Here is a 24,325-nt window from a genome sequence, read left to right on the forward strand (position 1 = left end):
AGGCGACGATCGATGGCTGGCCCAGCAACGCCCAACAGCACGCGCAGGAACGCGAGCTCCGACGCGGCCCAGGTCGGTGTGCCGGAACTGCGACTGCTGCTTGCCGGCTTGACGGCGGTGCGCGACGGTGACTTCGGCACCCGGCTGCCGGACGACGCCGACGACCTGCTGGGCGAGATCGCGACGGTCTTCAACGGCATGGTCGACCAGCTCTCCCGCTTCACCTCCGAGGTGACCCGGGTGGCGCGCGAGGTCGGCACCGAGGGCCGCCTCGGCGGCCAGGCCCAGGTGCCCGGGGTGTCGGGGACCTGGGCGGACCTGACCGACTCGGTCAACGCGATGGCCGGCAACCTCACCACCCAGGTCCGCGACATCGCCCAGGTGGCCACCGCGGTGGCGAAGGGCGACCTGTCGCAGAAGATCACCGTCGACGCCCGGGGCGAGATCCTGGAGCTGAAGAACACCGTCAACACCATGGTCGACCAGCTGGGCTCGTTCGCGGGCGAGGTGACCCGGGTGGCCCGTGAGGTCGGCACCGAGGGCATCCTGGGCGGTCAGGCCGACGTGAAGGGCGTGTCGGGCACCTGGCGCGACCTGACCGACTCGGTGAACTTCATGGCCGGCAACCTGACCGGCCAGGTCCGCGCCATCGCCCAGGTGGCCACCGCGGTGGCCAAGGGCGACCTGTCGCAGAAGATCACCGTCAATGCCCGGGGCGAGATCCTGGAGCTGAAGAACACCATCAACACGATGGTCGACCAGCTCGGTGCGTTCGCGGGCGAGGTGACCCGGGTGGCGCGCGAGGTCGGCACCGAGGGGCGCCTCGGCGGCCAGGCCGACGTCCGTGACGTCTCCGGCACCTGGAAGGACCTGACCGAGTCCGTCAACGTGATGGCGGACAACCTGACCGCCCAGGTCCGCTCGATCGCCTCGGTCACCACCGCGGTCGCCCAGGGCGACCTCTCGCAGAAGATCCGGGTGGACGCCCGCGGCGAGATCCTCGAACTCAAGGAGACCATCAACACGATGGTCGACCAGCTCTCCGCCTTCGCGGACGAGGTGACCCGAGTGGCCCGCGAGGTCGGCACCGAGGGCAACCTCGGGGGCCAGGCGACGGTGCGCGGCGTCTCCGGCACCTGGAAGGACCTCACCGAGAACGTCAACGTGATGGCGTCCAACCTGACCGGCCAGGTCCGCTCGATCTCCCAGGTCGCCACGGCGGTGGCCCGTGGCGACCTGTCGCAGAAGATCACGGTGGAGGCCAAGGGCGAGGTCGCCGCGCTGGCCGGCACGATCAACACCATGGTCGACACTCTCTCCGCCTTCGCGGACGAGGTGACCCGGGTGGCGCGCGAGGTGGGCACCGAGGGGCAGCTGGGCGGTCAGGCGCGGGTGGCGAACGTGGCGGGGACCTGGAAGGACCTGACCGACAACGTCAACTTCATGGCGCACAACCTGACCAGTCAGGTCCGCAACATCGCCCAGGTCACCACGGCGGTGGCCAACGGGGACCTGACCCGCAAGATCGACGTGGACGCCCGCGGCGAAATTCTCGAACTCAAGACCACCATCAACACCATGGTCGACCAGCTCGGCTCGTTCGCCGCGGAGGTGACCCGGGTGGCCCGCGAGGTGGGCAGTGAGGGGCGCCTGGGCGGGCAGGCCGAGGTCGAGGGCGTCTCCGGCACCTGGAAGCGGCTGACCGAGAACGTCAACGAGCTGGCGGGCAACCTGACCCGCCAGGTCCGGGCGATCGCGGAGGTGACCGGTGCGGTGGCGGCCGGCGACCTGACCCGCTCGATCACCGTGGACGCCTCCGGCGAGGTCGCCGACCTCAAGGACAACATCAACTTCATGGTCGAGTCGCTGCGCGAGACCACTCGCGCCAACGAGGACCAGGACTGGCTGAAGACCAACCTGGCCCGCATCGCGGCGCTGATGCAGGGCCGGCGCGACCTCGCGGCCGTCGCCGAGTCCATCATGGACGAGCTGACCCCCCTGGTCGGCGCGCAGTGCGGCGCCTTCTACCTGGCCGAGGAGACCGACGACAGCACGGTGCTGCGCCTGGTGGCCTCCTACGCCTTCCCGCACGACGCGCGGCCGAGCCCGTTCCGCCTCGGCGAGTCGTTCGTCGGCCAGGCGGCGCGCAGCCGGCGCACCATCGCCGTCGACCGGCTCCCGCAGGGGTACCTGTCCGCGGCCTCGGGCCTGGGCCGCACCGAGGCGCTGGCCCTGATGGTGCTGCCGATCACGGTCGAGGACCAGGTCCTCGGCGTCATCGAGCTCGCGGCCGTCCAGCCGTTCACCGCGGTCCACCGCGACTTCCTCGACCAGCTGATGGAGACCATCGGGGTCAACGTCAACACCATCGTCGCCAACGCCCGCACCGACGAGCTGCTCGGCGAGTCCCAGCGCCTCACCGCCGAACTCCAGGCCCGCTCCCAGGAGCTGCAGGCGCGTCAGGAGGAGCTCCAGGTCTCCAACGCCGAGCTGGAGGAGAAGGCGCAGCTGCTGGAGGCCCAGAAGAGCGACATCGAGGCGAAGAACCTGGAGATCGAGCAGGCCCGCCAGGAACTCGAGGACCGCGCCCACCAGCTTTCCGTCGCCTCCAAGTACAAGTCCGAGTTCCTGGCCAACATGAGCCACGAGCTGCGCACCCCGCTCAACAGCCTGCTCATCCTCGCCCAGTTGCTGGCCCAGAACCCGTCCCGGAACCTGACAGCCAAGCAGGTCGAGTACGCCGGCATCATCCACTCCGCCGGCTCCGACCTGCTCCAGCTGATCAACGACATCCTCGACCTGTCCAAGGTCGAGGCGGGCAAGATGGACCTGAACATCGAGACGGTCTCGCTGGCCACCCTGGTCGAGTACGTCGAGGTGACGTTCCGTCCGCTGACCGGGCAGAAGAGCCTGGCGCTGACCGTCGGCACCGCCAGCGGGGTACCGGACGTGCTGCGCACCGACGACTACCGGCTGCGCCAGGTACTGCGCAACCTGCTCTCCAACGCGGTCAAGTTCACCCAGCAGGGCCAGGTCCAGCTGCGGATCGAGCCGGCCGCCGAGAGTGAGCTCCCCGAAGGGGTGCGCCGCGACGGGCTGGTGATCGCCTTCCGGGTCACCGACACCGGCATCGGGATCGCACCGCAGCACCTGGAGACGGTGTTCGGAGCCTTCCAGCAGGCGGACGGCACCACCAGCCGCAAGTACGGCGGCACCGGGCTCGGCCTGTCGATCAGCCGCGAGATCGCCTACCTGCTGGGCGGGGCGATCACGGTGGAGAGCACGCTCGGCCAGGGCAGCACCTTCACCCTGTACCTGCCCACCACCCGCCCGGACCTGCCCGAGCACGGCGTGGCGGCCGCCGCCGCACCCGCCGAGCTCACCGGCCGGCCCGCGCACCGGGAGGCTCCGGACCAGGCGCTGCCCGCACGCCGGCTGCTGGTCGTCGAGACGCGCGCGCACGGACTGCTCGGGCTGGTCTGCGAGAACGCGCTCGCCGACGTGCCCCGCACCGAGGGCCGCGAGCTGGAGATCGTCACCGCGGTGGGCGCGCAGGAGGCGGCCGCCACCCTCGCCGAGGGGCCCTGCCACTGCCTGGTGCTCGACCTCGACCTGCCCGACGGCACCGCCGTCTCACTGCTGAAGGACATGGACGGCGACCCGGTGCTGCAGTCGGTCCCGGTGCTCGCCCACCGCAGCCGCGGCTTCGCCCCCGGCGACGAGCTGCTCACCGGCAGCGCCACCCGGCCGCTGGAGGTCCTGGCCAGCCTCGACGAACTGCGCGAGCGCGTCGCCCTGCACATGAGCGCCGACCGGCCCGAGGACATCCGCCCGCGCACCGCCCGCGCCGCCACCGACTGGGCGCCCAGCGGCGACCGCAGCCTGGCGGGACGCGTCGCGCTCGTCGTGGACGACGACGACCGGAACCTGTACGCGATCACCGGCATCCTCGAGCTGCACGGGATGACCGTCCTGCAGGCCGAGAACGGCCGGGCCGCGCTGGACGCCCTGGCCACCCACACCGTTGTCGACGTCATCCTGATGGACGTGATGATGCCCGAGATGGACGGCTACACCGCGACCGCCGCGATCCGCGCGATGCCCGAGCACGCCCGGCTGCCGATCATCGCCGTCACCGCGAAGGCCATGCTCGGCGACCGGGAGAAGAGCCTGGCCGCCGGAGCCAGCGACTACATCACCAAGCCGGTCGACGCAGCCGACCTGATCAGCCGGATCAGAGACCAGCTCACCGTCCAGACGCCGGGCCCCGAACACAGCTGATCTGCCGTCAGGAGGACGCCGTGCACGAACCCCACGACCCGCCCGCGCGGTCGGAAACCGGTCGTACCGCTGCCCTGGTCGGAGCCCAGCTCGATCTCCCGGCCGACCGGTCGGCACTCAGCACGCCGGTGCCCGCAGCGGTCACCCGACTCGCCGCCACCGTGGAGAACCTGCGGGCGGAACTCGCCCGCTCGCACGCCGACGCGGCCGGCCGCTCACTGATCGAGATGGCCGCCGGCGTACTGATCGAACGGCTGCACTGCGCCCCGGCCGAGGCGGCCACCCAGCTCACCGTGCTGGCCGAACAGGCCAACCTGCCGGTGCTGGAGTTCGCCGCCGACCTGGTCAACCGGGTCGCCGCAGACCGGATCTCCGAGATCGCCCACGACTTCGTCGCCTCCTCCGCCGCCCCGCAGCCCGGCGAGGTGGCGCTGCGGCTGCGCACCGCCCAGGCCCACACGCTGGCCTCCAGCGACAGCCAGGCGGTCGCCCGCTCGATACTGGAGACCGCGCTGCGCCCACTGGGGGCGGCCGCCGTCGCGATCTGGGCCGCCAACGCCGACCAGTCGCTCTCCCTGGAGGGCAGCGCGGGCTTCGGCGAGGACGAGGCCCGCCGGTGGCGGCACGTCCCGCCCGGCGTCGCGACCCCGGCCCGCAGGGCGCTGGACGAGCGGGAGGCGATCAGTTACCCCACCCTCGCGCAGGCGGCCCTGCCCACCATCGGCCAGCACGAGTTCGGCGGCGGACGCATCGTGGTGCCGGCCGGCACCGGCGGGCGGCTGATCGGCGTGCTGGAGATCTGCTGGCCCGGCGACGCACCGACCGGGTCGCAGCCGCTCCAGCGCCAGTTCGAGGCGCTGGCCGAGCTGTGCGCGACCACGCTGGAGACCTGGACCGAGCCGTCCGGGCACCTGGGCGCCGACCGGGATTTCGACGAGCTGCAACGCCTCGTCGACGGGATCCTCGACCCCTGCCTGGTCCTCCAACTGGCCCCGGGCAGCCCGGACTTCCCGCTGGACTTCGCGGTGCGGCACCTCAACCCCGCCTTCGTCGACTTCGCCGGCCGGCCCGCCGGCTCGGTCGCGGGCGCGCGGTTGCTGGAGGCGTACCCGCTCGCCGCCGAGGCCGGGGGACTGGCCGAGAAGGTCGAGCACGTCTTCGCCACCGGCGAGCCGTTCCGCACCCGGGACATGCGGCTGGCCACCACCGTCGACGGCGTCGCGCTGCACGCCCAGGCCCAGCTGAGCATCAGCCGGCACGGCCAGCACGTCGTGGTGATCTGGCGGCTCGACGACGGGACGCCGCGGGTGGCCCGTCTGCTCCAGCACGCCCAGCGGCTGGGCCGGATCGGCGGCTTCGAGGAGAACCTGCAGAGCGGCCAGATCGCCTGGAACGACACCCTCTACGACCTGCACGGACTGCCCCCCACCGCGCAGCCGATCTCGCTGGAGCAGCTCGCCAACTACGCGCACCCGGACGACCGGGCCGCCATCGGACGGTTCCTGCGCACCCTGCTGCACCATCATCGCCCGGCCGCCACCGCCTTCAGGCTGCACCGCCCCGACGGGGTCGCCCGCCACATCCGCGTCGTCGCCGAACCGGTCCACGACCAGCACGCGGTGGTCACCGTCATCCGCGGTGCCTACCAGGACGTCTCCGCCCAGCACTGGACCGAGGTGGCGCTGGCCGCCACCCGCGACCAACTCGCCCACAGCGAGAAGCAGGCCGCCGAACGCAGCCGACTCGCCCTCCAGCTCCAGCACGCCATCATGCCGCCGGCCCGCGGCCCGGTCAGCCTTCGCGACCTCCAGGTCGCGGTGCGGTACCGGCCGGCCGAGAAGGACCACCTGGTCGGCGGCGACTGGTACGACACGCTCACCCTGCCCTCCGGTGAGATCCTGCTGTGCGTCGGGGACGTCGCGGGCCACGGCATCGAGGCCGCCACCGGCATGGTCGCCCTGCGCAACGCCCTGCGGGGCCTGGCCGCCACCGGCGCCGGCCCCGCCCAACTGCTGGCCTGGCTCAACAGCGTCACGCACCACCTGATCGACAACGTCACCGCCACCGCCGTCTGCGCGCTCTACGACCCGGCCACCCGGCGCCTGCGCTGGGCCCGGGCCGGGCACCTGCCGCCCGTCCTGCTGCGCGCGGGCCGGGCCCGCGCGCTGCCCCAGCCGAGCGGGATCCTGCTCGGCGCCCTCGACCAGGCCGACTACGAGGAGGCCCACCTCGACCTGGAACCCGGGGACACCCTGGTGATGTTCACCGACGGTCTGATCGAGCGCCGCGACCAGTCCGTGCAGGCCTCGCTCGACAGCCTGCTGGCGTTGAGCGAGAAGGCCCCGAACGCCGCCGACCCGGCGGACACGCTGGAGAACCACCTGGACCACCTGCTGCGCTACAGCAGCGCGGACACCGACGACGACACCTGCCTGGTCGGCATCTGGGTCCGCGAGGCACCGTCGACCCGGTGACGGACCGTTGTGCCGACACCGGGTCAGCAGCGCTGGACCGGGATGCCCCGGATCTGGAAGGCGCTGACCAGGGTGTCGGAGGCGCGGGTGTCGGTGAGCAGCAGGTCGATCTGGTGCGGCGGGCAGAAGGTGGCGAAGGCGCGGCGGCCGAGCTTGCCGGAGTCGGCGACGACGACCACGGTGCGGGCCCGGTTGGCCATCACCCGGTTGACCTGCGCCTCGCTCTCCTCGGCGGTGGCGGCGCCGGCCTCGGGGTCGAGAGCGGCCACGCCCAGCACCGCGTAGTCGAGCGAGACGTGCTCCAGCACCAGGGTGGCCGGCAGGCCGGTCAGCTCGTAGGAGGTGGGGCGGGCGAGGCCGCCGGTCACCACGGTCCTGATGTGCGGGCGGACGGCGAGCTCGGCGGCGATGTTGATCGCGTTGGTGACCACCGTCAGGGCGGTCCGACCACCCGTCATCAGGTCGGGGCGGGCGGCGAGTTCGCGGGCCACCTCGGTGGTGGTGGAGCCGCCGTTGAGCCCGACCACGGCCCCGGCGGGCACCAGGGCGGCTGCGGCCTGCGCGATCCGCAGCTTGTCCTCGGCCCGCCGGGTGCTCTTGTGGCGCAGCGGCAGCTCGTGGCTGACACCGCTGGGCAGTGCCCCGCCGTGGGTGCGGACCAGCAGTTGACGGTTCGCCAGTTCGCGCAGGTCCCGGCGGACCGTGGCCGCGGAGACGCCCAGCTGGCGGGCGGCCTCGTTGACGTCGATCCGGTGCCGGTCGCCGAGCAGTTCGAGCAGCCGGGCCCGTCGGGTGTGCGTGGTCACGGCGGACCGCCCTACTTGACCGAGCCGGCCGTGAGACCGGCCACCACATGGCGCTCGATGGCGGCGAACAGCACCACGACCGGCACGATCGAGACCAGCGAGGCGGCGAACATGTAGTTCCACTGCGGGTGGTAGGCGCCGATCATCGAGTCGATGCCGACGGTGAGCGGCTGCTTGGCGGGGGAGTTGACCAGGATCAGGCCCATCACGAACTCGTTCCACGCCGTGATGAAGGTGAAGATCACGCAGGTCACCACACCCGGCAGGGCCAGCGGCAGGGTCACCTTGAACAGCGCGCCGACCCGGCCGGTGCCGTCGATCATGGCGGCCTCCTCCAGCTCGGCGGGGATGGAGGAGATGTAGGCGGACAGGATCCAGACCGCGAAGGCCAGGCTGAACGCCGCGTTGGCGACGATCAGGGTCAGGTCGGAGTCCATCATGTTCAGCGAGGTGAACTCGCGCGCCAGGCCGACCTGCAGGGCGGTGGGCTGGAACATCTGGGTGACCAGGACCAGCAGCAGGAAGGCGGTGCGGCCGCGGAACCTGATCCGGGCGGTGTAGTAGGCGGCGGGCAGCGCGACCAGCAGGGTGAGCAGGGTGGCGCCGGCGGCCACCAGGACGGAGACGCCCAGGTTGGTGCCGATGGTGGTCCTGGACCAGACGTCGACGAAGTTGTTCCAGGCGAAGTGCTGGGGCAGGTAGCCGTTGTCGCGCAGCTCGCCCGCGGGGCGGGCGGCGGTGACCACCATCTCCAGGTAGGGGGCCAGGAACAGCGCGGCCAGCAGCCAGGCGGTGGCGGTGACCACGGCCTTCTTGACGGTGAAGGGTGACTTCTTCAGCGCGGTTGACATGGGTCAGCTCTCCTCGTTCCAGCGGCTGACCTTGAGGAAGAGCAGCACCATGACGATGACGACGGCGAAGTTGACGACCGACATCGCGGCGGCCTCGCCGACGTCGGTCTGGCCGAGGATGTACATGAACACCGTGGAGGTGGAGGTGTCGGTGTTCGGTCCGCCCTGGGTCATGCCCCAGATCACGGGGAAGGAGTTGAACACGTTGATCAGGTTGATCACCAGCGCGACCAGGAACGACGGGCGCAGCAGCGGCAGGGTCACCCGCCAGTAGGTCTGCCACTTGCCGGCCCCGTCCACCCGGGCGGCCTCGTAGACCTCGCCGGGCACCGTCTGCAGGCCGGCCAGCAGGGTGTAGGTGGTGAACGGCAGCGAGACGAAGACCGCCACCAGGATCAGCCAGGGCTTGGCGTGCGCGGCGTCGCCGGTCCAGTTCTCGGCGGAGTGGATCAGGCCGAGGTCGAGCATCGCCCGGTTGAGCACGCCGGCCACCTCGTCCAGCATCCAGCGGAACCCGATCGAGGTGACGATCACCGAGGAGGCCCACGGGATGATCAGCGCCCAGCGGGTGAACCGGCGGCCGGGGAACTTCTGGTTGTACAGCTGCGCCAGGGCCAGCGAGACCACCATGGTGAAGGTGACGACCAGGACGGTCCAGACGACGGTCCAGGCCATCACCGGCCCGAGCCGGGCGTCGTCGAAGAGCTTGCGGTAGCGGCCTATGCCGTCCGAGCCGAAGTCGATGCCCAGCCCGCTGATCTTGTGGGTGGAGGTGATGACCATCTCGACCACCGGCCAGACCACGACCATCAGGATCAGCACGACGCTCGGGCCGATCCAGGGCCACGGGCCCAACCGGGCCAGGCTGTTGCGGGCACCGGCGGCGGACGGGCGCCGCCCGGAGGCCCTGGCGGGGCGGGCCCCGCTCGGCGGGGGTGCCGGGTGCGCTGCCGGCGTGGTGGTGGTCTGCTCGGGCACGGGGTGGTTCTCCTACCGGGATCGGGGCGGCGCGGTGCGGGTGCGGGCGGCGGCGGACCCCGACGGTCCGCCGCCGCCGTCGGTCACTGCCCGGCCGTCGCGGCGGCCTTCTGCAGGGTGTCCAGCACGCCCTGCGGGTCCTTCAGGGCGCCGCCGATCTGGGTCTTGACCTGGGCGTTGACGGTGTCCCAGGCGGGGTTGGCGACCGGCACGAACTGGGCGGCCGGCAGCGCGTTCAGGAACGGGACCAGGGCCGGCACGTCGGTCTGCACCTGGGTGATGGCCGACTTGGTCACCGGGAGCAGGTTGTACTCCTCGTCGAACTTGACCTGGTTGTCCTTCTGGAAGGCGAAGTTGAGGAAGGCCTTGATCTGCGCGGCGTGGCCGCCCGGCTTGAAGCCGTAGATCCAGTCGCCGACGCCCAGCGTCTGCGGGGTGCCGCCGGCCTGGGCGGTGGGCAGCGCGGCCCAGGTGACCTGCAGGTTGTTCTTCTTGATGTCGTCGAGCTGGGTGGGCATGCCGTTGAGCATGCCGACCTTGCCGGAGGCGAAGTCGGCGTACAGGTCGGTGCGCTTGACCGAGCCCGGGTCCTTCTCGGTCAGGCCGGCGTCCACCCACTTGCCCAGCTGCTGGAAGGTGGCCACGTTCGCCGGGGCGTTCACGGTCCACTTGCCGGCGGCGTCGGTGTAGCCGCCGCCGTTGTTCATCTCCCACATGAAGGACTCGGCCTGGGCCTCCTCCGAGCCCAGCGGCAGGCCCAGCGGAACCTGCACGCCGGCCGCCTTGAGGGCCTTGGCGTCGGTCTCGACCTCGGCCCAGGTCTTCGGCGCGACGGCCTGGCTGCCGCTCATCGGCAGGCCGGCCTTCTGCCACAGCGCGTTGTTGATCAGGAACGCGCGGGACGAGGAGACGAACGGGATGCCGTAGGCGGTGCCGTTCTGCTGGCCGGCCTTGGCCAGCGCGGGGACCAGGTCGGACTGCACCGAGGCGTCGAGCACGTCGTTGGCGCCGTACAGCAGGCCGTTCTGGGCGAAGCTCGCGTAACCGGGGCCCTCGACGACGTCCGGGTACTGCTTGTTCTGCACCATGGTGGCGAGCTTGGCGCTGATGTCGTTCCAGTTGATCACCTGGAGGTCGACCTTGACCTTCGGGTTGGCCTGCTCGAAGGCCTGGACCACGCCGTCCCAGTACGCCTGGCTGGGGTTCTGGCCGTTGGACCCGTAGTCCGCCGCGACGAACTTGATCGTGGTGGTGCCGTCGGCCGAGCTGCCGGAACCGCTGCTGCTGCCGCCGCACGCGGTCAGGGCGAGGGCGGCGGTGGCCGCGGTGGCCGTCGCGATCCAAAGACGCTTGTTCATTGCTTGCTCCTAGATCCCGGGACGGCGAGTGGGCGGCCGGTTTGCGGGACGGGTCGTCGCATGAGGGGGAGGGCGGTGGACCGGCGTCGCGCGGGGTGCCTGGTGCGCGGGGGTCGTGTGATCCGCCTGCTGTGTGAGTGATGCTAGAGACTCGGATGCGCGGATGAACAGCCCTGGATGCTCATTCCTGCGTAACTTCTTGATAAAGCACTCAAAAATGTGCAGACGCTTGCAGGGCCGGTCACGCCGCGTTCAGGATCCGGAGCAGCCGGGTGACCTCGGCGGCCGTCGCGGTGCGGGCCGGGCCGAGGTACTTGCGCGTGTCGACGAGGCTCGCGTCGCCCGCCAGCGCGGTGCGCACGGCGCCGCTGAAGACGGCGTTGAGGTGGGTGGCGATGTTGACCTTGGTCATGCCGCGCTCGACCGCGGTGGTCAGGTCCTGGTCGGCCACGCCCGAGGAGCCGTGCAGCACCAGCGGGACGGGGACGGCCTCGCGCAGCGCGGCGATCAGCTCGAAGTCGAGCGCGGCGTCGCGGGTCAGCATGGCGTGCGAGGTGCCGACGGCCACGGCCAGCGCGTCCACCTCGGTGGCCTCGACGAACGCGGCGGCCTCGCCCGGGTCGGTGCGCACCCCGGGGGCGTGCACGCCGTCCTTGCCGCCCACCTCGCCCAGTTCGGCCTCCACCCAGCAGCGGGCCGCGTGGCAGCGGGCCACCACCTTGGCGGTGGCCGCGACGTTTTGCCCGTACTCCAGCGTCGAGGCGTCGAACATCACCGAGCCGAAGCCGAGCGAGACGGCCTCGGCCACCAGGTCGGTGCTGGTCGCGTGGTCCAGGTGGACCGCCACCGGGACGGTGGCGCCCTCGGCGACCGCGAGGACGGCCCGCCCGATCGGGGCCAGCGCGCCGTGGTAGCGCACCGCGTTCTCGCTGACCTGCAGGATCACCGGCGCGTTCGCCGCCTGCGCGCCGGCCACGATGGCCTGGGCGTGTTCGAGCTGGATCACGTTGAAGGCGCCCACGCCGCGGCCGCGGGCCCTGGCCCTGGTGACCAGGGCCGCGGTAGGTGTCAGGGGCATGACGGTACTCCTCTGCTGGTGGTGGAGCTGCTGGCTGACGGGTCGTCAGAGCTGGGTGAAGGGGCCGACGGCCACCTGGTCGCGCAGGCGCTGGTAGAGCACGGCGTCGTAGCTGCCGGCCAGCGGTGCGGCGACCGAGGCGGCCGACAGGGCCACCGCCCGGGCCAGCACGGACTGCCACGGGGCGCCGTTCGCCAGGCCCACGGCCAGCGCGGCTACCGCCGCATCGCCGGCCCCGGTCGGGTTGCCGGCCACCCGGTGCGGCGGGCGGGCCCGCCAGCGGCCCTCGGGCGTGACGGCGACCAGGCCCTCGGCGCCGAGCGAGGCGACCACGGTGCGCGCGCCCCGGGCCCGCAGCTGCTCGATCGCCGCCAGCGGATCCGTGAGCCCGGTGGTGGCCACCAGCTCGTCGGCATTGGGTTTGATCAGCGCCGGCCGGGCAGGCAGCGCGGCCAGCAGCGGTTCGCCCTCGGTGTCCAGCACCGCCGGCACCCCGCAGCCGCGGGCCAGCCGCAGCAGGCTCGCGTAGGCGTCCACCGGCACGCCGGGCGGCAGGCTGCCGGAGAGCACCACGGCCTTCGCCGACGGCAGCAGGCCGGCGTAGCGGGCGGTGAAGGCCCGCCACTCGTCGCCGGTCACCTGCGCGCCGGGCTCCAGCAGCATCGAGGTCTCGCCGGCCGCCTCGTCGAACACGGCGACGGTGCGTCGGCTCTCCTGACCGATCGTCACCAGGGCCTCCGGCAGCGCGGCCAGCGCCAGGTCCTGGCGCAGGGACCGGCCGGTGAGACCGCCGACCAGCCCGGTGACGGTGGTGTCGACACCCAGGGTGTGCAGCACCCGGGAGACGTTGATCCCCTTGCCGCCGGCCCGTTCGGCGACCGACAGCACCCGGGTGCTGGCGCCCTGGTGCAGGCGCGCCACCCGGTAGGTCACGTCGAGTGCGGCGTTGAGCGTCACAGTGAGGATCACCTGCGCTCACCCGCCCCGACGGCGAGCAGGTCCAGGGCGAGCAGCCCGGCGCCCAGGCTGCCGGCCCGGTGGCCCAGTTCGGCCGGCACCAGTTCGGGGCACAGCTGGAAGGTCAGCCGGGCCTCCAGTTCCCGGCGCAGCGGATCCAGCAGGGCGGCGCCGGCCCGCGACAGGCCGCCGCCGATCACCACCCGCTGCGGGTCCAGCAGGGTCACGGCGGTGAGCAGGCCGTCGGCCAGCGCCGCGACCGCCTCCCGCCAGGCCCGGGCGGCGAACTCGTCGCCGGCCTGCGCCCGCAGCTGGACCTGCTCGGCGGAGACCTTCTGCTCTTCCGGCAGTTCGGCGAGCAGGCGGTAGCGGCGGGCGATGGCCGAGGCGGAGGCGACGGCCTCCACGCAGCCGGAGCCGCCGCAGGCGCAGGGCGGACCCTCGACCCGCACCGGCAGGTGACCCAGCTCCCCGGCACCGTCGTGGGCGCCGGCCACGGTGCGGCCCTCCACCACGATGGCGCCGGCGATGCCGGTGCCGACCGGGACGAAGAGCAGCGAGTGACAGTCGCGCCCGGCGCCCAGGCGGGCCTCGGCCAGGCCGCCGGCCCGTACGTCGTGGCCGAGGGCCACCGGCAGGCCCAGCTCCTGCTCGGCCCGCTGGCGCACCGGCACGTCCCGCCAGCCGAGGTTGGCGGCGAACCGGCACAGGCCGGCCGCCTCGTCCACCACGCCCGGCACCGCGATGCCGACGGCGGCGGGCCGGTGCTCCTGCACCAGGGCCCGGGCCAGCGCGAGGACGGTCGCCAGCACGGCCTCGGGGCCCCGGTCGGCGCGGGTGTCGGCGTCGGCGCTGTGCAGCACGGTGCCGTCGGCGGCGAGGACGGCGGCCTTGATGTGGGTGCCGCCCACGTCCAGGGCGGCGACCGCGGCGGCCTGACCGGTCGTCACGGGGTGGCCAGCACGATCGAGCGGGTCAGGTTGCGCGGCTGGTCGGGGTCCAGGCCCTGGGCCTCGGCGAGTGCCACGGCCAGGCGCTGGGCCCGGACCAGGTCGGCCAGCGGGTCGATCCCGCCCAGCCAGACCTCGGCGCCGGTGGCGGCCGCCTGCTCGACCAGCCCGGCCGGAGCCTCGCCGAAGATCCACACCACCCGGCCCGGGCCGCTCACGCTGATCGGTCCGTGGCGGTACTCCATGGCCGGGTAGGACTCGGTCCAGGCGCCCGCCGCCTCGCGCAGCTTGAGCGCGGCCTCGTGGGCCAGGCCGACCGTCCAGCCGGTGCCGAGGAAGGTGAACTGGTGCGCGGCGAGCAGCGCCTCGGGCAGCGCGGTGCCGACCGCGGCCTCGGCCTGCCGGGGCAGGTCGGGCGGGGTCAGGGCGAGGTGGGTGCGCAGCAGGACCAGGCCGGTGCTGGCGAACCTGGTCTGCACCACGGACTGCTCGTCGGCGAAGGAGAGGTCGATCACGGTGTCGGCGGCGCCGGCGATCGGGGTGGCCGGGTCGCCGGTGAGCGCGGTGGTGGGGAGGCCGGCGGCGCGGGCCCGGGCCAGGGCCGCGAGCACCTCGGTGGTGGTGCCCGAGCGGGTGATGGCCAGCACCCGGTCGTAGGCCCGGCGGGCGGGGTACTCCGAGGCCGCGAAGGCGTCGGTCTCGCCGAGGCCGGCCTCCTCGCGCAGCACGGCGTAGGCCTGCGCCATGTACAGCGAGGTGCCGCAGCCGATCACGGCGACCCGCTCGCCGGTGCGCGGCAGGCCCTCGGGCTGCAGGGCCATCGCCCGGCGCCAGCACGTCGGCTGGCTGGCTATCTCGGTGGCGACATGGGTCATGGGTCAGGTCCTCCCGGGCGGGCTGCCGCAGCAGCCCTGATTGAATATGCAGCTTTTATAGACTAAGTAATCATGTTTGAGCAACAGCGTCCAGGGTGTGAGGTGGCCTCCCACGGGTGAACGGGAAGTAGGCCGCCACCGGTGCGCGGTGACGGCCTGGTCAGGGCGTGCGGGCGGATCAGGGGGCCGGTGGGGTGCCGCACGGCGCGGCCCAGGTCCGGTCGGTCGGAATGGGGGCGGAGGCGGGGCCGCAGCCGGTCGTCAGTGCGCGCCCTGCGCGGCGGTCCGCTGAATGTCGCTCAGCCCCTGCGGATCCTCGAGCAGCCGACCGGCCCCGGACTGGATCGCCTTCTGCACGGCGCTCCAGCCCGGCAGGTCGGCCGGCAGGAACTGGGCCGCCGACAGCGCGTCGATGAAGGGGGCCAGCTCCGGCTGGTCGGCGCGGGTCTGGTCCAGTGCGTCCAGGGTCACCGGCAGCAGGTCGTACTCCTTGGCGAACGCCACCTGCCACTGCTTCTGGTACGCGAACTCCAGGAACGCGTCGATCTGGCGCTGGTGGCCGCCGGGTCTGAAGGCGGAGATCCAGTCGGCCACCCCCAGGGTCTGCGGGACCTGCCCCTCCTGTGCGGAGGGCAGCGGCGCCCAGGTGACGTCGAGTCCGTTGTGCGCGACGTCCGCCAGCTGGATCGGGGTGCCGTTGAGCATGCCGACGCGGCCGGCCGCGAAGTCGGCGTACAGCGCGGTCCGGTTGACCGAGGCGGGCGCGTGCTCGGTCAGCCCCGCGTCCACCCAGTGCTTGAGCTGGGCCAGGGTGGCGCGGTTCTGCGGCGAGTCGACCGTCCAGGCCCCGGACGGGTCCGCATAGCCGCCCCGGTTGTTCATCTCCCACATGAACAGCTCGCCCTGCGCCTCTTCCGGCCCGAGCGGCAGCCCGAGCGGCACCGGCACGCCCGCGGCCTTCATCCGGCGCGCGTCCTGCTCCAGCTCCGCCCAGGTGCGCGGCGCCACGGCCTTGCCCTGGGCCGTCGGCAGGCCCGCCTGCTGCCACAGCTTGTTGTTGATCAGGAACGCCCGCGAGGAGGAGACGAAGGGAAGGGCGGTCGCGGTGAGGTCGCCGCCGCCGGTCGCCTGCAGCGAGGGGACCAGCCGCATCTGCACCGCGCCGTCCCCGCTGACCTGGTAGGCCGGGTAGAGCAGGCCCTGCTTCGCCCAGGCGGCGCTGCTGGGCCCCTCGACGATGTCCGGGTACTGCTTGTTCCGCACCATCTCGTCCAGCCGGGCCCCGATGTCGTTCCAGTCGTAGACCTGGACGCGCACCGTGACGTGCGGGTGCACCCGGTGGAAGGCGGCGGCCATGCCGTCCCAGTACGCCTGGCTCGGGTTGGCGCCGGCGGAGCCGTAGTCGGCCGCCACCAGGGTGATGGTGCCGGACGGCACCGGGTCCGAGTCCGACCGGGCGTAGATCCAACCCCCCGTCACCAGACCCGCCGTCAGGGTCACCGCCAGTGCGGTCAGCAGTCGCCGGTTCACTTGGTCCACTCCTTGAGTTCGATAATGATCATGATCGATCTTGTTCGAAGTGCAAGGAAGTTATACAAAATAGCGCACTAGGGCTAGGCATTGAGCACAACTGGTCCCTAGCATCGCTTCACTACCGAAGGGCTCGTTGTGAACACCCACGACCGCTGGACCCGCCTGATGGACCTGCTCGGCGACCGGGGCCGGATCGAAGTGGCCGAAGCTTCGCGGCTGCTGGGCGTCTCACCCGCGACCGTGCGCCGCGACCTGGAGGAGCTGGCCCGCCAGCAGCTGCTCACCCGCACCCACGGCGGGGCGGTGCGCGCCGGCGTCAGCTACGACCTGCCGCTGCGGTACAAGGCGACCAGGCGGGCTGCAGAGAAGGAGCGGATCGCCAAGGCTGCCGCCGCCCTGGTGGCACCCGGTTCGGTGGTGGGCCTGACCGGCGGCACCACCACCTCCGAGGTGGCCCGCGCCCTCGCCACCCGCGCCGACCTGACGGCGGCGGCCGAGGGCGGCCCGGCGCTGACCGTGGTCACCAACGCGATCAACATCGCCGGCGAACTCGCCGTGCGCACCCACATCACGACCGTGATGACCGGCGGCGTCGCCCGCCCGGCCTCCTACGAGCTGACCGGCCCGCTGGCCGCCGCGGTGCTGGAGACCGTCAGCCTCGACTACGCCGTGCTCGGCGTCAACGGACTGGACCTGCGCATCGGCGCCTCCACCGTGGAGGTGGGCGAGGCGAGCATCAACCGGGCGATGGCGGTGCGGGCGAACACCGTGGTGATCGTCGCGGACTCCAGCAAGCTCGGCCGGCGGACCTTCGCCACCGTCAGCTCGCTCGCGGAGATCGACGTCCTGGTCACCGACGCGGACGCCCCGCCGGAGATGGTCGAGGCCCTCACCGCCATGGGCATCGAGGTCCACTGCGTCTAGGAATCTGAGGAAGACCTTGAAAACGCGGCCGACTTGCACCGGTTCAACCGGATTTGCGGCCGGGGCGGGCGAGTTGGTCCGGCATCGGCGCGACGGCGGTCGCAGATGCGCGAACCGTTGCCTGGCCGCCGTCCATGCGGTCCACCGTAGAGCGCCCGCGCCGGCTCCGGCCGGCGCCCGGTCAGGCGGGACGCAGGAAGAGCTCGTCGCTGTAGCACCAGGCCCAGTCCTCGCCGGGCTCCAGCGAGCGCGCAATGGGGTGACCGTCCGCGGCCTGGGCGTGCTGGTGGGCATGCTGCTTGGGCGAGCTGTCGCAGCAGCCGACGTGTCCGCAGCTCAGGCAGGCGCGCAGGTGCACCCAGGTGCTGCCGGTCCGCAGGCAGTCCTCGCAGCCGGAGGTGCGGTTCGCGGGAACCTCCCGCAGGTCGTTCAAGTGGTTGCAAGTCGGCTGGACCACCAGGCCGGGGTCCAGCGCGACGCGCCATCGGCGCCGGCCGTTCATGGCCCCACAGTACCGCCGCGAGCGCCGCGGGCCGGGACGATGCCTGATCCGGTGATCGGCGGTGCGCGGCACGACACCGGCGATCCGCTCCTAGGATGAGCCGTGGCCCGTTTCGTTCTGACCCGTCGTTCACCGCTCACCGCCGAGGCCTGCTGGGACCGGCTCACCGACTGGCCCCGCCACGGCGACCGGGTGCCGTTCACCACGGTCCGTGCCGACCACGGCTCGGGGCGGCAGGTGGGTGACACGATCCTGGCCCGCACCCGGGTCGGACCCCTGGCCTTCGACGACCCGATGGAGATCGTCGACCTGGTGGCTCCTGGCCCCGGGCGGGACGGCTCCTGCCGGCTGGAGAAGCGCGGGCGCGTGGTGCGCGGCTGGGCGGAGCTGACGGTCCGCCGGCTGCACCCCGAGGGCGGGACCGAGGTGACCTGGACGGAGCAGATCTCGATCGCCTGCTTCCCCCGGGCCGTCGACCCGGTGGTGGCCTGCTCGGGCCGGGCCGTCTTCGGCCGGGTCCTGTCCCACCTCCTGTCCTGACCCGGCCGAGCGCACGGTGTACGTCGACCGCTCCCGGGAGCTTCGCGGCGTCGGCCACGCCGGTCGCCGGCGCGGGCCAACCCGTCCAGGTACAGCTCGAAGTGGCCGGTGCAGCTGACCACCCGGGCCCGGATACGCCGAACGCCCCGGTGTGGAGGGCACCGGGGCGTTCGGCTCGGGCGGGGTTCCGGCGGCGCGCCGGCGGGCGGGTCAGGCGCAGATGACGTCCACACCCTTGGCGGTGAACTGCTCGACCACCTCGTCAGGGGCGTTCTTGTCGGTGACCAGGGTGGAGATGTTCTCCACCGCGCAGACCTGGGCGAAGGCGCGCCGGCCGAGCTTGGTGGAGTCGGCGACCACGATGACCTTCTCGGCACGGTCGGCGATCGCGCGGTTGACGCTGGCCTCGCCCTCGTCGTGCGCGGCCGCGCCGTTCTTCGGGTCGACGGCGTTGACGCCGAGGATGGCGAAGTCCAGCGAGATCTCCCGCAGGATCAGCGGGGCCATCGGGCCGGTCAGCTCGAAGGAGTTGGGCCGCACCACGCCGCCGGTCACCACGGTCTTGACGTACGGTCGGACTGCGAGCTCGTTGGCGATGTTGATAGCGTTGGTGACCACGGTGAGCGCCACCCCGTCCGTGTGTTCGGCCAGGTCGGCACGGACCGCCAGCTCGCGGGCGACCTCCGAGGTGGTGGTCCCGCCGTTGAGCCCCACCACAGCGCCGGGCGGCACCAGGCGCGCCGCGGCCTGCGCGATCCGCTGCTTCTCGTCCGCCTGACGCGCCGTCTTGTAACGCAGCGGCAGGTCGTAGGCGACGCCGCTGAGCACCGCGCCGCCGCGGGTGCGGGTCAGCAGCTGCTGCCGGGCGAGTTCGTCCAGGTCTCGGCGCACGGTCGCCGTGGACACGTTGAGGAGCTCGGCGGCCTCCGTGACCTCCAGCGTGCCCTGTTCGCCGAGGATGGCGAGCATCCGGGTCCACCGCTCGTGCGTGGCCATCGTCACTCCTTTTTCTGTGATCGACAAAAGCCTAGCGAACAGCGCACATCAGTGTCTCGCCCGCCACCAGGTTCGCGCAGAACCGCGCAGGGGTGCGGTGCGGCGGATGTTCATTGCCAGGAGTGATCGTGCTCCAAGTGGTTCGAATTGCTCATGCGCACTTCACGGGAAACCGGCGGAATCCCGTAGTGTTCCGGCTCGACGGCCGCCGTGGGCAGCGGGAGTTCCAGCACCGCGCAGCCGGCCGCGGTGAGCCGGCGGGCGATCCGCAGGGCCTCCTCGTCGTCGAGCGCGAAGACGAACCTGCCGGGCACCAGCAGCAGGCAGACCACGCCGAGCCGGACCGCGGCGGTCAGCCGCTCCAGGGCGGGCCGCTCCGTGCCGGCGGCGCAGCCGTTGTCCAGGAACTCCAGCGGCCGGCCCAGCCGCCACAGCTCGGCGAACCGGACGGCGGCGAGCCTATGGGTCTCCATCTGCTTCTCGTCGTAGGGGAAACAGCGCAGGTACAGGGCCACGGTGCTGGGGGTGCCGACAGGGCGCATGGTGATCCCCGAATGATTGCGGGTGCAGTAAATTGGACAGATTAGAGCGTATACGCTCATCGGAGTTCTGCGAATGGGCTGAGCCGGGCCAATGTCCGCCGGCCCGCCGGGTGCGGCGGCGTGCCGCTCTCTCGGGCTGATCGGCGCTGATCCACCGCACCGTCAGCCGCACGGCGAAGGGCACCTCCCGCAGCGAACGAGCCCAAGTTGGCGACGTGCTGCGGGTCGCTCGGGGAGTACAGGCTGAGCCGACGTTGAAGCCGGAGGACGGCGCGATCGCCTGGTTGCTGCAGTTCAGGCCGGCGGCCGGGGCGAGCACCGCCGACGAGTGCCCGGGGCCGACGGTGATGCTGCCGGTGGCCGCGGAGGCGAGGGTGTAGCCCTCCTGGCCGATTGATCAGGGATGAGCAGAAAATGCCGGGGCGCTGCGGGCGCTGTCAAGGGGCCAGGTCGCGATTGCGCCACGGTGTGGCGGACGGGCGCCCTGCTCTCTTGACTTTGGCGTGCCTCCGCTCCACAGTTTGCAAAAACCTGATCAGAACAGCGCCTAGAAGCGCAGATTCAAGCATCTGGTCATAGTGCGGCTGCCGGGACCGCCTGGCGCCGTACCCCCCGTCACCACCCTGGTCACCCCCCGCCAATCCCCACACAGCAGACCCACCTGGCAGGAGAACACCCCATGAGCTGGAGCAAGAGACTGGGCGCGGCGTCCGTCGCCACCGCCACCGTCGCAGCGGCGCTCGTCATCGCCGCAACGCCCGCCGCCCAGGCCGACCCGATCGCGGCCAACACCAGCACGCCCGTCGGCGTCACGCCGCTGATGGGCTTCAACGACTGGGCCCGCTTCACCTGCTCGGCGCAGGCCCGGCTGGACGGCACCACCGCCGGCTACTCCTTCCAGCAGTTCATGGAGGACCAGGCCAAGGCCATGTCCGACACCGGCCTGGTCGCCGCCGGGTACAAGAACCTGACGGTGGACGACTGCTGGATGCAGCGCAACTCCGCCGGGTACCTGCACGGTGCCACGAACTGGGGCTCCAGCTCCCAGCCCGGCTTCGACTCGGAGCTGACCGCCTACGCCGACTACCTGCACAGCCTGGGCATGCAGGCCGGCCTCTACACCACCTCCGGTGTCAACACCTGCCAGGGCGTGCCGGGCGGGATCATGGGGCACGAGCAGGCCGACGCCAACTCGCTGGCCTACTGGGGCATCGACTCCATCAAGTTGGACAACTGCGGCACCACCTCCAGCAACCGCCAGAGCGAGTTCACCAGCTTCGCCAACGCGCTCGGCACCGCTACCGCCGGCCACAGCCGCAAGATCCTGTTCAACGAGTCGGCCCCGGCCGGCGCCGGCCCGGCCTCCGCGACCAAGTACCAGACGATGGACTGGGTGCGCGGGCTCGGCCAGATGTGGCGGGTCAGCCCCGACATCAACGTCTGGCACCCCAACCCGGCCGACTCCTGGGACTCCCCGCATGCCGCCGACTGGTACGAGGGAGGCATCTACCAGAACTTCACCGACACCGTCGCGCTGGCCCGCTACAACAGCCCCGGCAACGCCAACGACGCCGACATGCTGCTGATCGGCGACAACGGCCAGCTCACGCTGCCCGAGCAGCGCACCCAGTTCGCCGTCTGGTCGGCGATGGGCTCGCCGCTGATGATCAGCACCGACGTCCGCAAGATGGCGGCCGACCCGGTCACCTACGCCCCGCAGCTGGCCATCCTGAAGAACGCCGACATCATCGCCGTCGACCAGGACGCGCTGGGCGCCGGCGGCTACCTGGCCTCCCGCGACAACGCCTCGGCCACCGCGGGCATCGACGTCGTCGTCAAGCCGCTCGCGGGCGGCAAGCGCGCGGTGACCATCGTCAACAAGAACGCCACCGCGACGAACTACACGCTGGACCTGGGCCGGGTCGGTTTCGGCAACCTGGGCTGCGCGCGCACCGCCAAGGACCTGTGGAACCACACCAGCAGCACTGTCACCGGGTCGATCACCACCACCATCGGCTCGCACGACAACGCGATGTACACCATCGACCCGGGCAACTGCGGCGGCGCGACGGCGACCGGCATGATCCAGTCCGCGCAGTCCGCCTTCCAGACCACCCCGTTCTGCCTCGACGCCTACGGCGGCGCGACCCTGGGCGCCAAGGTCGCCCTCTACACCTGCCACGGCGGCAACAACCAGCAGTGGATCCGGCAGGCCAACGGCCTGATCGCCTCCTACTCGAACAGCGGGCTGTGCATCTCGGGGTCCGCGACCGGACTGGCCCTGGCCAACTGCAACAGCACCGACGCCACCCAGACGTGGACCTACACCCGTGCCGGGCAGCTCAAGCTGGCCAGTGGTCGCTGCGTCGACCTCAACGGCGGTGACCTCACCAACATGAACGCCGCTGTCACCGCCTACGGCTGCGGCAGCTACCAGCCGAACCAGACCTGGAGCGCCCCGTTCGACACCCCGCCGGCGGCCTGACGAGCCCGGTGTTTCCCGGCCCCCGTCGGCGTCCCAGGACGCCGGCGGGGGCCTGCGCGTCCCCGGTCCTCACCGAGCGTGGTGCCCTCCTTCGGCGTACTCGGGTGGACCGCGCCCCCTGGACGCTGCCTACCGTGGCGGCCGTGGGAACACCCACGATCGTGGCCGTCCAGCTTTGTCCGGCGGCCGCAGTGCAGCGCGCGAGGTGCCTCCGTCACGGGGCCCGCCGCGCCGACCCGGCCGCCCGGCCGGGCGCACGGAAGGAAGCACCGGAACATGAACCCGGACCTGAACCCCGACCTGAAGCCTGACCCGAAGCCTGACCCGACGTCCGACCGGACGCCTGGCGAGATGCCTGACGAGGAGCCGCAGCAGCCCCACGCCCCGGCCGGCACCACCCGGCGGTTGCGCCACCGGGTCGGCCTGGCCGCGGCCACCGTGGCGGGCGCGGGCTCGCTCGCCCTCGGCGCGGGCCTCGCCCAGGCCGCGCCGGCCGCGGCCGCCCCGGGCGTGGTGGTCGCCGACGACCCCGCGCAGGGCGAGGAGGACGGCACCGCCTGGGACACCGGCAGCTGGGCCCAGGACGACAGCAGCGAGGCCGCCGATGACGGGCAGTCCGCTGACGAGGTGTCGTACTCCTCGGACGATTCCGCTGACGAGGACTCGTACTCCTCGGACGACGCGTCCGAGGACGTCTCGGACGACACCGCGGACAGCGCGGACAGTGCGGACGACCAGGCCGGCCCGCGCCAGGGCTGGGACGGCTCGGTCTACTGGTTCCGCAACAGCAGCGGCGAGTGGCGCTACACCGCGCACCGCGACGTCTACCTGAACCGGGTCGGCAGCAGCGGCGGCAGCGGTAGCGGCAGCAGCGGTCGCCACACCACCGCGACGGCTGCGCGCGGCGACGTGGAGAGTGCCGTCGAGTTCGCGCTGGCCCAGCTCGGCACGCCGTACGTGATGGGCGGCAACGGCCCCGACGGCTACGACTGCTCGGGCCTGATCCAGCAGTCCTTCCGGCACGCGGGCATCGCGCTGCCCCGGATCGCCAGCGACCAGTACCGGGCCAGTACGCCGGTCGGCGCGGGTGACCTGCGCCGCGGCGACCTGCTGTTCTGGTCGTACGACGGCAGTGTCGGCGGCATCCACCACGCGGCGATCTACCTCGGCAACAACAAGTACGTCGAGGCCGCGCACCAGGGCACCAACGTGCGGACCGCCACGCTGAACCACGGCTACTGGCCCACCCAGATGGGCCGCCCGTAGCAGTAGCGAGCCCCCACAGGGCCCCGGCGTCACGCCGGGGCCCTGTTGCACGTGGCGGGCACCCAGGGTCCGGTCCGGGAGGTGACGGACCGGCCCCTGGGTGCCCGTGGGCAGGTGCGCCCGAGCGCGGCGGCTGTGAACACCCCGGCTGCCGCGCGCACCCTTGCGTGCACCCGGCCCGGCGCGCTGACCTCCGACGGCTGCCACTTCTCGCTGTCGGACCTCTTGACGCCTGTACAGCGAGCTGCAACTCTTTGCGCCAATCGGCACTGAAGCAAGCATAAAAATGCACTGCCGATCATGGGTTCTGCGGGCCGCCCCCGCTCGCAGACGCTCACTCAGCCTGCCGATTCGCCCTGCGCCACCTTCCCCCACCGCTCGAAGGAGACCACCGATGGCCGTGCCGAACCGCAGGACATTCATCGCCATGACGGCGGGCGCGGCAGCCGGCGCGACGGTGGCCGGGACGGTCGGCACCGGGACGGCGCCCGCGGCGACCCCGGGCGTGACCGGCACGATCGCGGATGTGAAGCATGTGGTGATCCTGATGCAGGAGAACCGCAGTTTCGACCACTACTTCGGGACTCTGCAGGGCGTGCGGGGTTTCGCGGACCGTGCCACGATCCAGCTGGCGGGCGGCTACTCGGTCTTCAACCAGCCCAACGGGGGCGGCCGGCAGTATCCGTGGGCGTTCAGTGCGGGCAGCAGCGAGCTGGTCTCGCAGTGCAACGGCGACCTCTCCCACGCCTGGTCCGACCAGCACGCGGCCTGGAACGGCGGCAGGATGGACGCCTGGGTGGCCGCCAAGCGGACCAACCGCACCCTGGGCTACCTGCAGCGCAAGGACATCCCGTTCCACTACGCGCTGGCCGACAACTGGACCATCTGCGACGCCTACCACTGCTCGGCCCTGTCGGCGACCGGCCCCA

At 72.1% G+C, this 24,325-nt stretch carries 19 protein-coding genes; 7 read left to right on the plus strand and 12 right to left on the minus strand.

Going from position 1 to position 24,325, the window contains the following annotated elements:
- Positions 1-12: 12 nt before the first annotated feature.
- Positions 13-4,281, plus strand: coding sequence for a HAMP domain-containing protein (locus tag C7C46_RS15490; RefSeq protein WP_110669991.1), 4,269 nt, complete (start codon positions 13-15; stop codon positions 4,279-4,281).
- A 20-nt stretch (positions 4,282-4,301) separates the two neighbouring features.
- Positions 4,302-6,755, plus strand: a complete 2,454-nt coding sequence (locus C7C46_RS15495; protein WP_220040630.1) for a SpoIIE family protein phosphatase — start codon at positions 4,302-4,304, stop codon at positions 6,753-6,755.
- Between the two features lie 23 nt (positions 6,756-6,778).
- On the opposite strand, the gene C7C46_RS15500 is transcribed toward C7C46_RS15495, so the two are convergent.
- The 9 genes from C7C46_RS15500 to C7C46_RS15540 all read right to left on the minus strand — a co-directional run bounded on the left by C7C46_RS15500 (position 6,779) and on the right by C7C46_RS15540 (position 16,138).
- Complete coding sequence (locus tag C7C46_RS15500; protein ID WP_110669993.1) at positions 6,779-7,561, minus strand: DeoR/GlpR family DNA-binding transcription regulator; 783 nt, start codon at positions 7,559-7,561, stop codon at positions 6,779-6,781.
- An 11-nt stretch (positions 7,562-7,572) separates the two neighbouring features.
- The gene (locus tag C7C46_RS15505; protein ID WP_110669995.1) at positions 7,573-8,412 is read right to left on the minus strand and encodes a carbohydrate ABC transporter permease; all 840 of its coding nucleotides are present in this window, start codon (positions 8,410-8,412) and stop codon (positions 7,573-7,575) included.
- Positions 8,413-8,415: 3 nt separating this feature from the next.
- Positions 8,416-9,390 (minus strand): carbohydrate ABC transporter permease, encoded by a 975-nt coding sequence (locus C7C46_RS15510; protein ID WP_425470080.1) that lies wholly within the window; start codon positions 9,388-9,390, stop codon positions 8,416-8,418.
- Between the two features lie 83 nt (positions 9,391-9,473).
- On the minus strand, positions 9,474-10,748 hold the full coding sequence (locus C7C46_RS15515) for an extracellular solute-binding protein (protein WP_110669997.1): 1,275 nt from the start codon (positions 10,746-10,748) through the stop codon (positions 9,474-9,476).
- 241 nt (positions 10,749-10,989) lie between these two features.
- Positions 10,990-11,826, minus strand: a complete 837-nt coding sequence (locus C7C46_RS15520) for a class II fructose-bisphosphate aldolase (RefSeq protein WP_110669999.1) — start codon at positions 11,824-11,826, stop codon at positions 10,990-10,992.
- 45 nt (positions 11,827-11,871) lie between these two features.
- Positions 11,872-12,795: a 1-phosphofructokinase family hexose kinase gene (locus C7C46_RS15525; protein WP_110670001.1), complete on the minus strand. Its 924-nt coding sequence runs from the start codon at positions 12,793-12,795 to the stop codon at positions 11,872-11,874.
- Positions 12,792-13,733 carry an ROK family protein gene (locus tag C7C46_RS15530; protein ID WP_110670003.1) on the minus strand — a complete coding sequence of 314 codons (942 nt, stop codon included), beginning with the start codon at positions 13,731-13,733 and terminating at the stop codon, positions 12,792-12,794. The genes C7C46_RS15525 and C7C46_RS15530 overlap by 4 nt, the downstream gene beginning before the upstream one ends.
- Positions 13,730-14,608, minus strand: coding sequence for an SIS domain-containing protein (locus tag C7C46_RS15535; RefSeq protein WP_110670005.1), 879 nt, complete (start codon positions 14,606-14,608; stop codon positions 13,730-13,732). The genes C7C46_RS15530 and C7C46_RS15535 overlap by 4 nt, the downstream gene beginning before the upstream one ends.
- 261 nt (positions 14,609-14,869) lie before the next feature.
- Positions 14,870-16,138 (minus strand): extracellular solute-binding protein, encoded by a 1,269-nt coding sequence (locus C7C46_RS15540; protein WP_110670007.1) that lies wholly within the window; start codon positions 16,136-16,138, stop codon positions 14,870-14,872.
- A gap of 138 nt (positions 16,139-16,276) precedes the next feature.
- Here C7C46_RS15540 and C7C46_RS15545 point away from each other — a divergent pair, with 138 nt between their 5' ends.
- On the plus strand, positions 16,277-17,065 hold the full coding sequence (locus tag C7C46_RS15545) for a DeoR/GlpR family DNA-binding transcription regulator (protein ID WP_110670009.1): 789 nt from the start codon (positions 16,277-16,279) through the stop codon (positions 17,063-17,065).
- Between the two features lie 181 nt (positions 17,066-17,246).
- Here the strand turns inward: C7C46_RS15545 and C7C46_RS15550 are convergent, their stop codons facing one another.
- Positions 17,247-17,567 carry a UBP-type zinc finger domain-containing protein gene (locus tag C7C46_RS15550; protein ID WP_110670011.1) on the minus strand — a complete coding sequence of 107 codons (321 nt, stop codon included), beginning with the start codon at positions 17,565-17,567 and terminating at the stop codon, positions 17,247-17,249.
- Between the two features lie 102 nt (positions 17,568-17,669).
- Here C7C46_RS15550 and C7C46_RS15555 point away from each other — a divergent pair, with 102 nt between their 5' ends.
- The gene (locus C7C46_RS15555) at positions 17,670-18,107 is read left to right on the plus strand and encodes an SRPBCC family protein (RefSeq protein WP_110670013.1); all 438 of its coding nucleotides are present in this window, start codon (positions 17,670-17,672) and stop codon (positions 18,105-18,107) included.
- A 210-nt stretch (positions 18,108-18,317) separates the two neighbouring features.
- On the opposite strand, the gene C7C46_RS15560 is transcribed toward C7C46_RS15555, so the two are convergent.
- Entirely contained in the window at positions 18,318-19,103 is a 786-nt protein-coding gene (locus tag C7C46_RS15560; RefSeq protein ID WP_110670015.1) for a DeoR/GlpR family DNA-binding transcription regulator, read from the minus strand.
- 110 nt (positions 19,104-19,213) lie between these two features.
- Positions 19,214-19,645, minus strand: a complete 432-nt coding sequence (locus tag C7C46_RS35050; RefSeq protein WP_181442368.1) for a hypothetical protein — start codon at positions 19,643-19,645, stop codon at positions 19,214-19,216.
- A gap of 679 nt (positions 19,646-20,324) precedes the next feature.
- Between C7C46_RS35050 and C7C46_RS15570 the strand changes: the two genes are divergently transcribed.
- The 3 genes from C7C46_RS15570 to C7C46_RS15580 form a co-directional block, all read left to right on the plus strand.
- On the plus strand, positions 20,325-22,130 hold the full coding sequence (locus C7C46_RS15570; RefSeq protein WP_110670017.1) for a ricin-type beta-trefoil lectin domain protein: 1,806 nt from the start codon (positions 20,325-20,327) through the stop codon (positions 22,128-22,130).
- 351 nt (positions 22,131-22,481) lie between these two features.
- Positions 22,482-23,396, plus strand: coding sequence for a C40 family peptidase (locus tag C7C46_RS15575; protein WP_146259096.1), 915 nt, complete (start codon positions 22,482-22,484; stop codon positions 23,394-23,396).
- A 394-nt stretch (positions 23,397-23,790) separates the two neighbouring features.
- A partial coding sequence (locus C7C46_RS15580; protein ID WP_281278546.1) for an alkaline phosphatase family protein occupies positions 23,791-24,325 on the plus strand: 535 nt, incomplete at its 3' end.

This window comes from Streptomyces tateyamensis, assembly GCF_003205575.1.
Lineage (GTDB): Bacteria > Actinomycetota > Actinomycetes > Streptomycetales > Streptomycetaceae > Kitasatospora > Kitasatospora tateyamensis.

Coding starts and splice junctions, on each gene's coding strand:
- C7C46_RS15490 (WP_110669991.1), top strand. CDS start 13: ATGGCTGGCCCAGCAACGCCCAACAGCACGCGCAGGAACGCGAGCTCC.
- C7C46_RS15520 (WP_110669999.1), bottom strand. CDS start 11,826: ATGCCCCTGACACCTACCGCGGCCCTGGTCACCAGGGCCAGGGCCCGC.
- C7C46_RS15570 (WP_110670017.1), top strand. CDS start 20,325: ATGAGCTGGAGCAAGAGACTGGGCGCGGCGTCCGTCGCCACCGCCACC.
- C7C46_RS15560 (WP_110670015.1), bottom strand. CDS start 19,103: ATGGCCACGCACGAGCGGTGGACCCGGATGCTCGCCATCCTCGGCGAA.
- C7C46_RS15550 (WP_110670011.1), bottom strand. CDS start 17,567: ATGAACGGCCGGCGCCGATGGCGCGTCGCGCTGGACCCCGGCCTGGTG.
- C7C46_RS35050 (WP_181442368.1), bottom strand. CDS start 19,645: ATGCGCCCTGTCGGCACCCCCAGCACCGTGGCCCTGTACCTGCGCTGT.
- C7C46_RS15515 (WP_110669997.1), bottom strand. CDS start 10,748: ATGAACAAGCGTCTTTGGATCGCGACGGCCACCGCGGCCACCGCCGCC.
- C7C46_RS15535 (WP_110670005.1), bottom strand. CDS start 14,608: ATGACCCATGTCGCCACCGAGATAGCCAGCCAGCCGACGTGCTGGCGC.
- C7C46_RS15505 (WP_110669995.1), bottom strand. CDS start 8,412: ATGTCAACCGCGCTGAAGAAGTCACCCTTCACCGTCAAGAAGGCCGTG.
- C7C46_RS15575 (WP_146259096.1), top strand. CDS start 22,482: ATGCCTGACGAGGAGCCGCAGCAGCCCCACGCCCCGGCCGGCACCACC.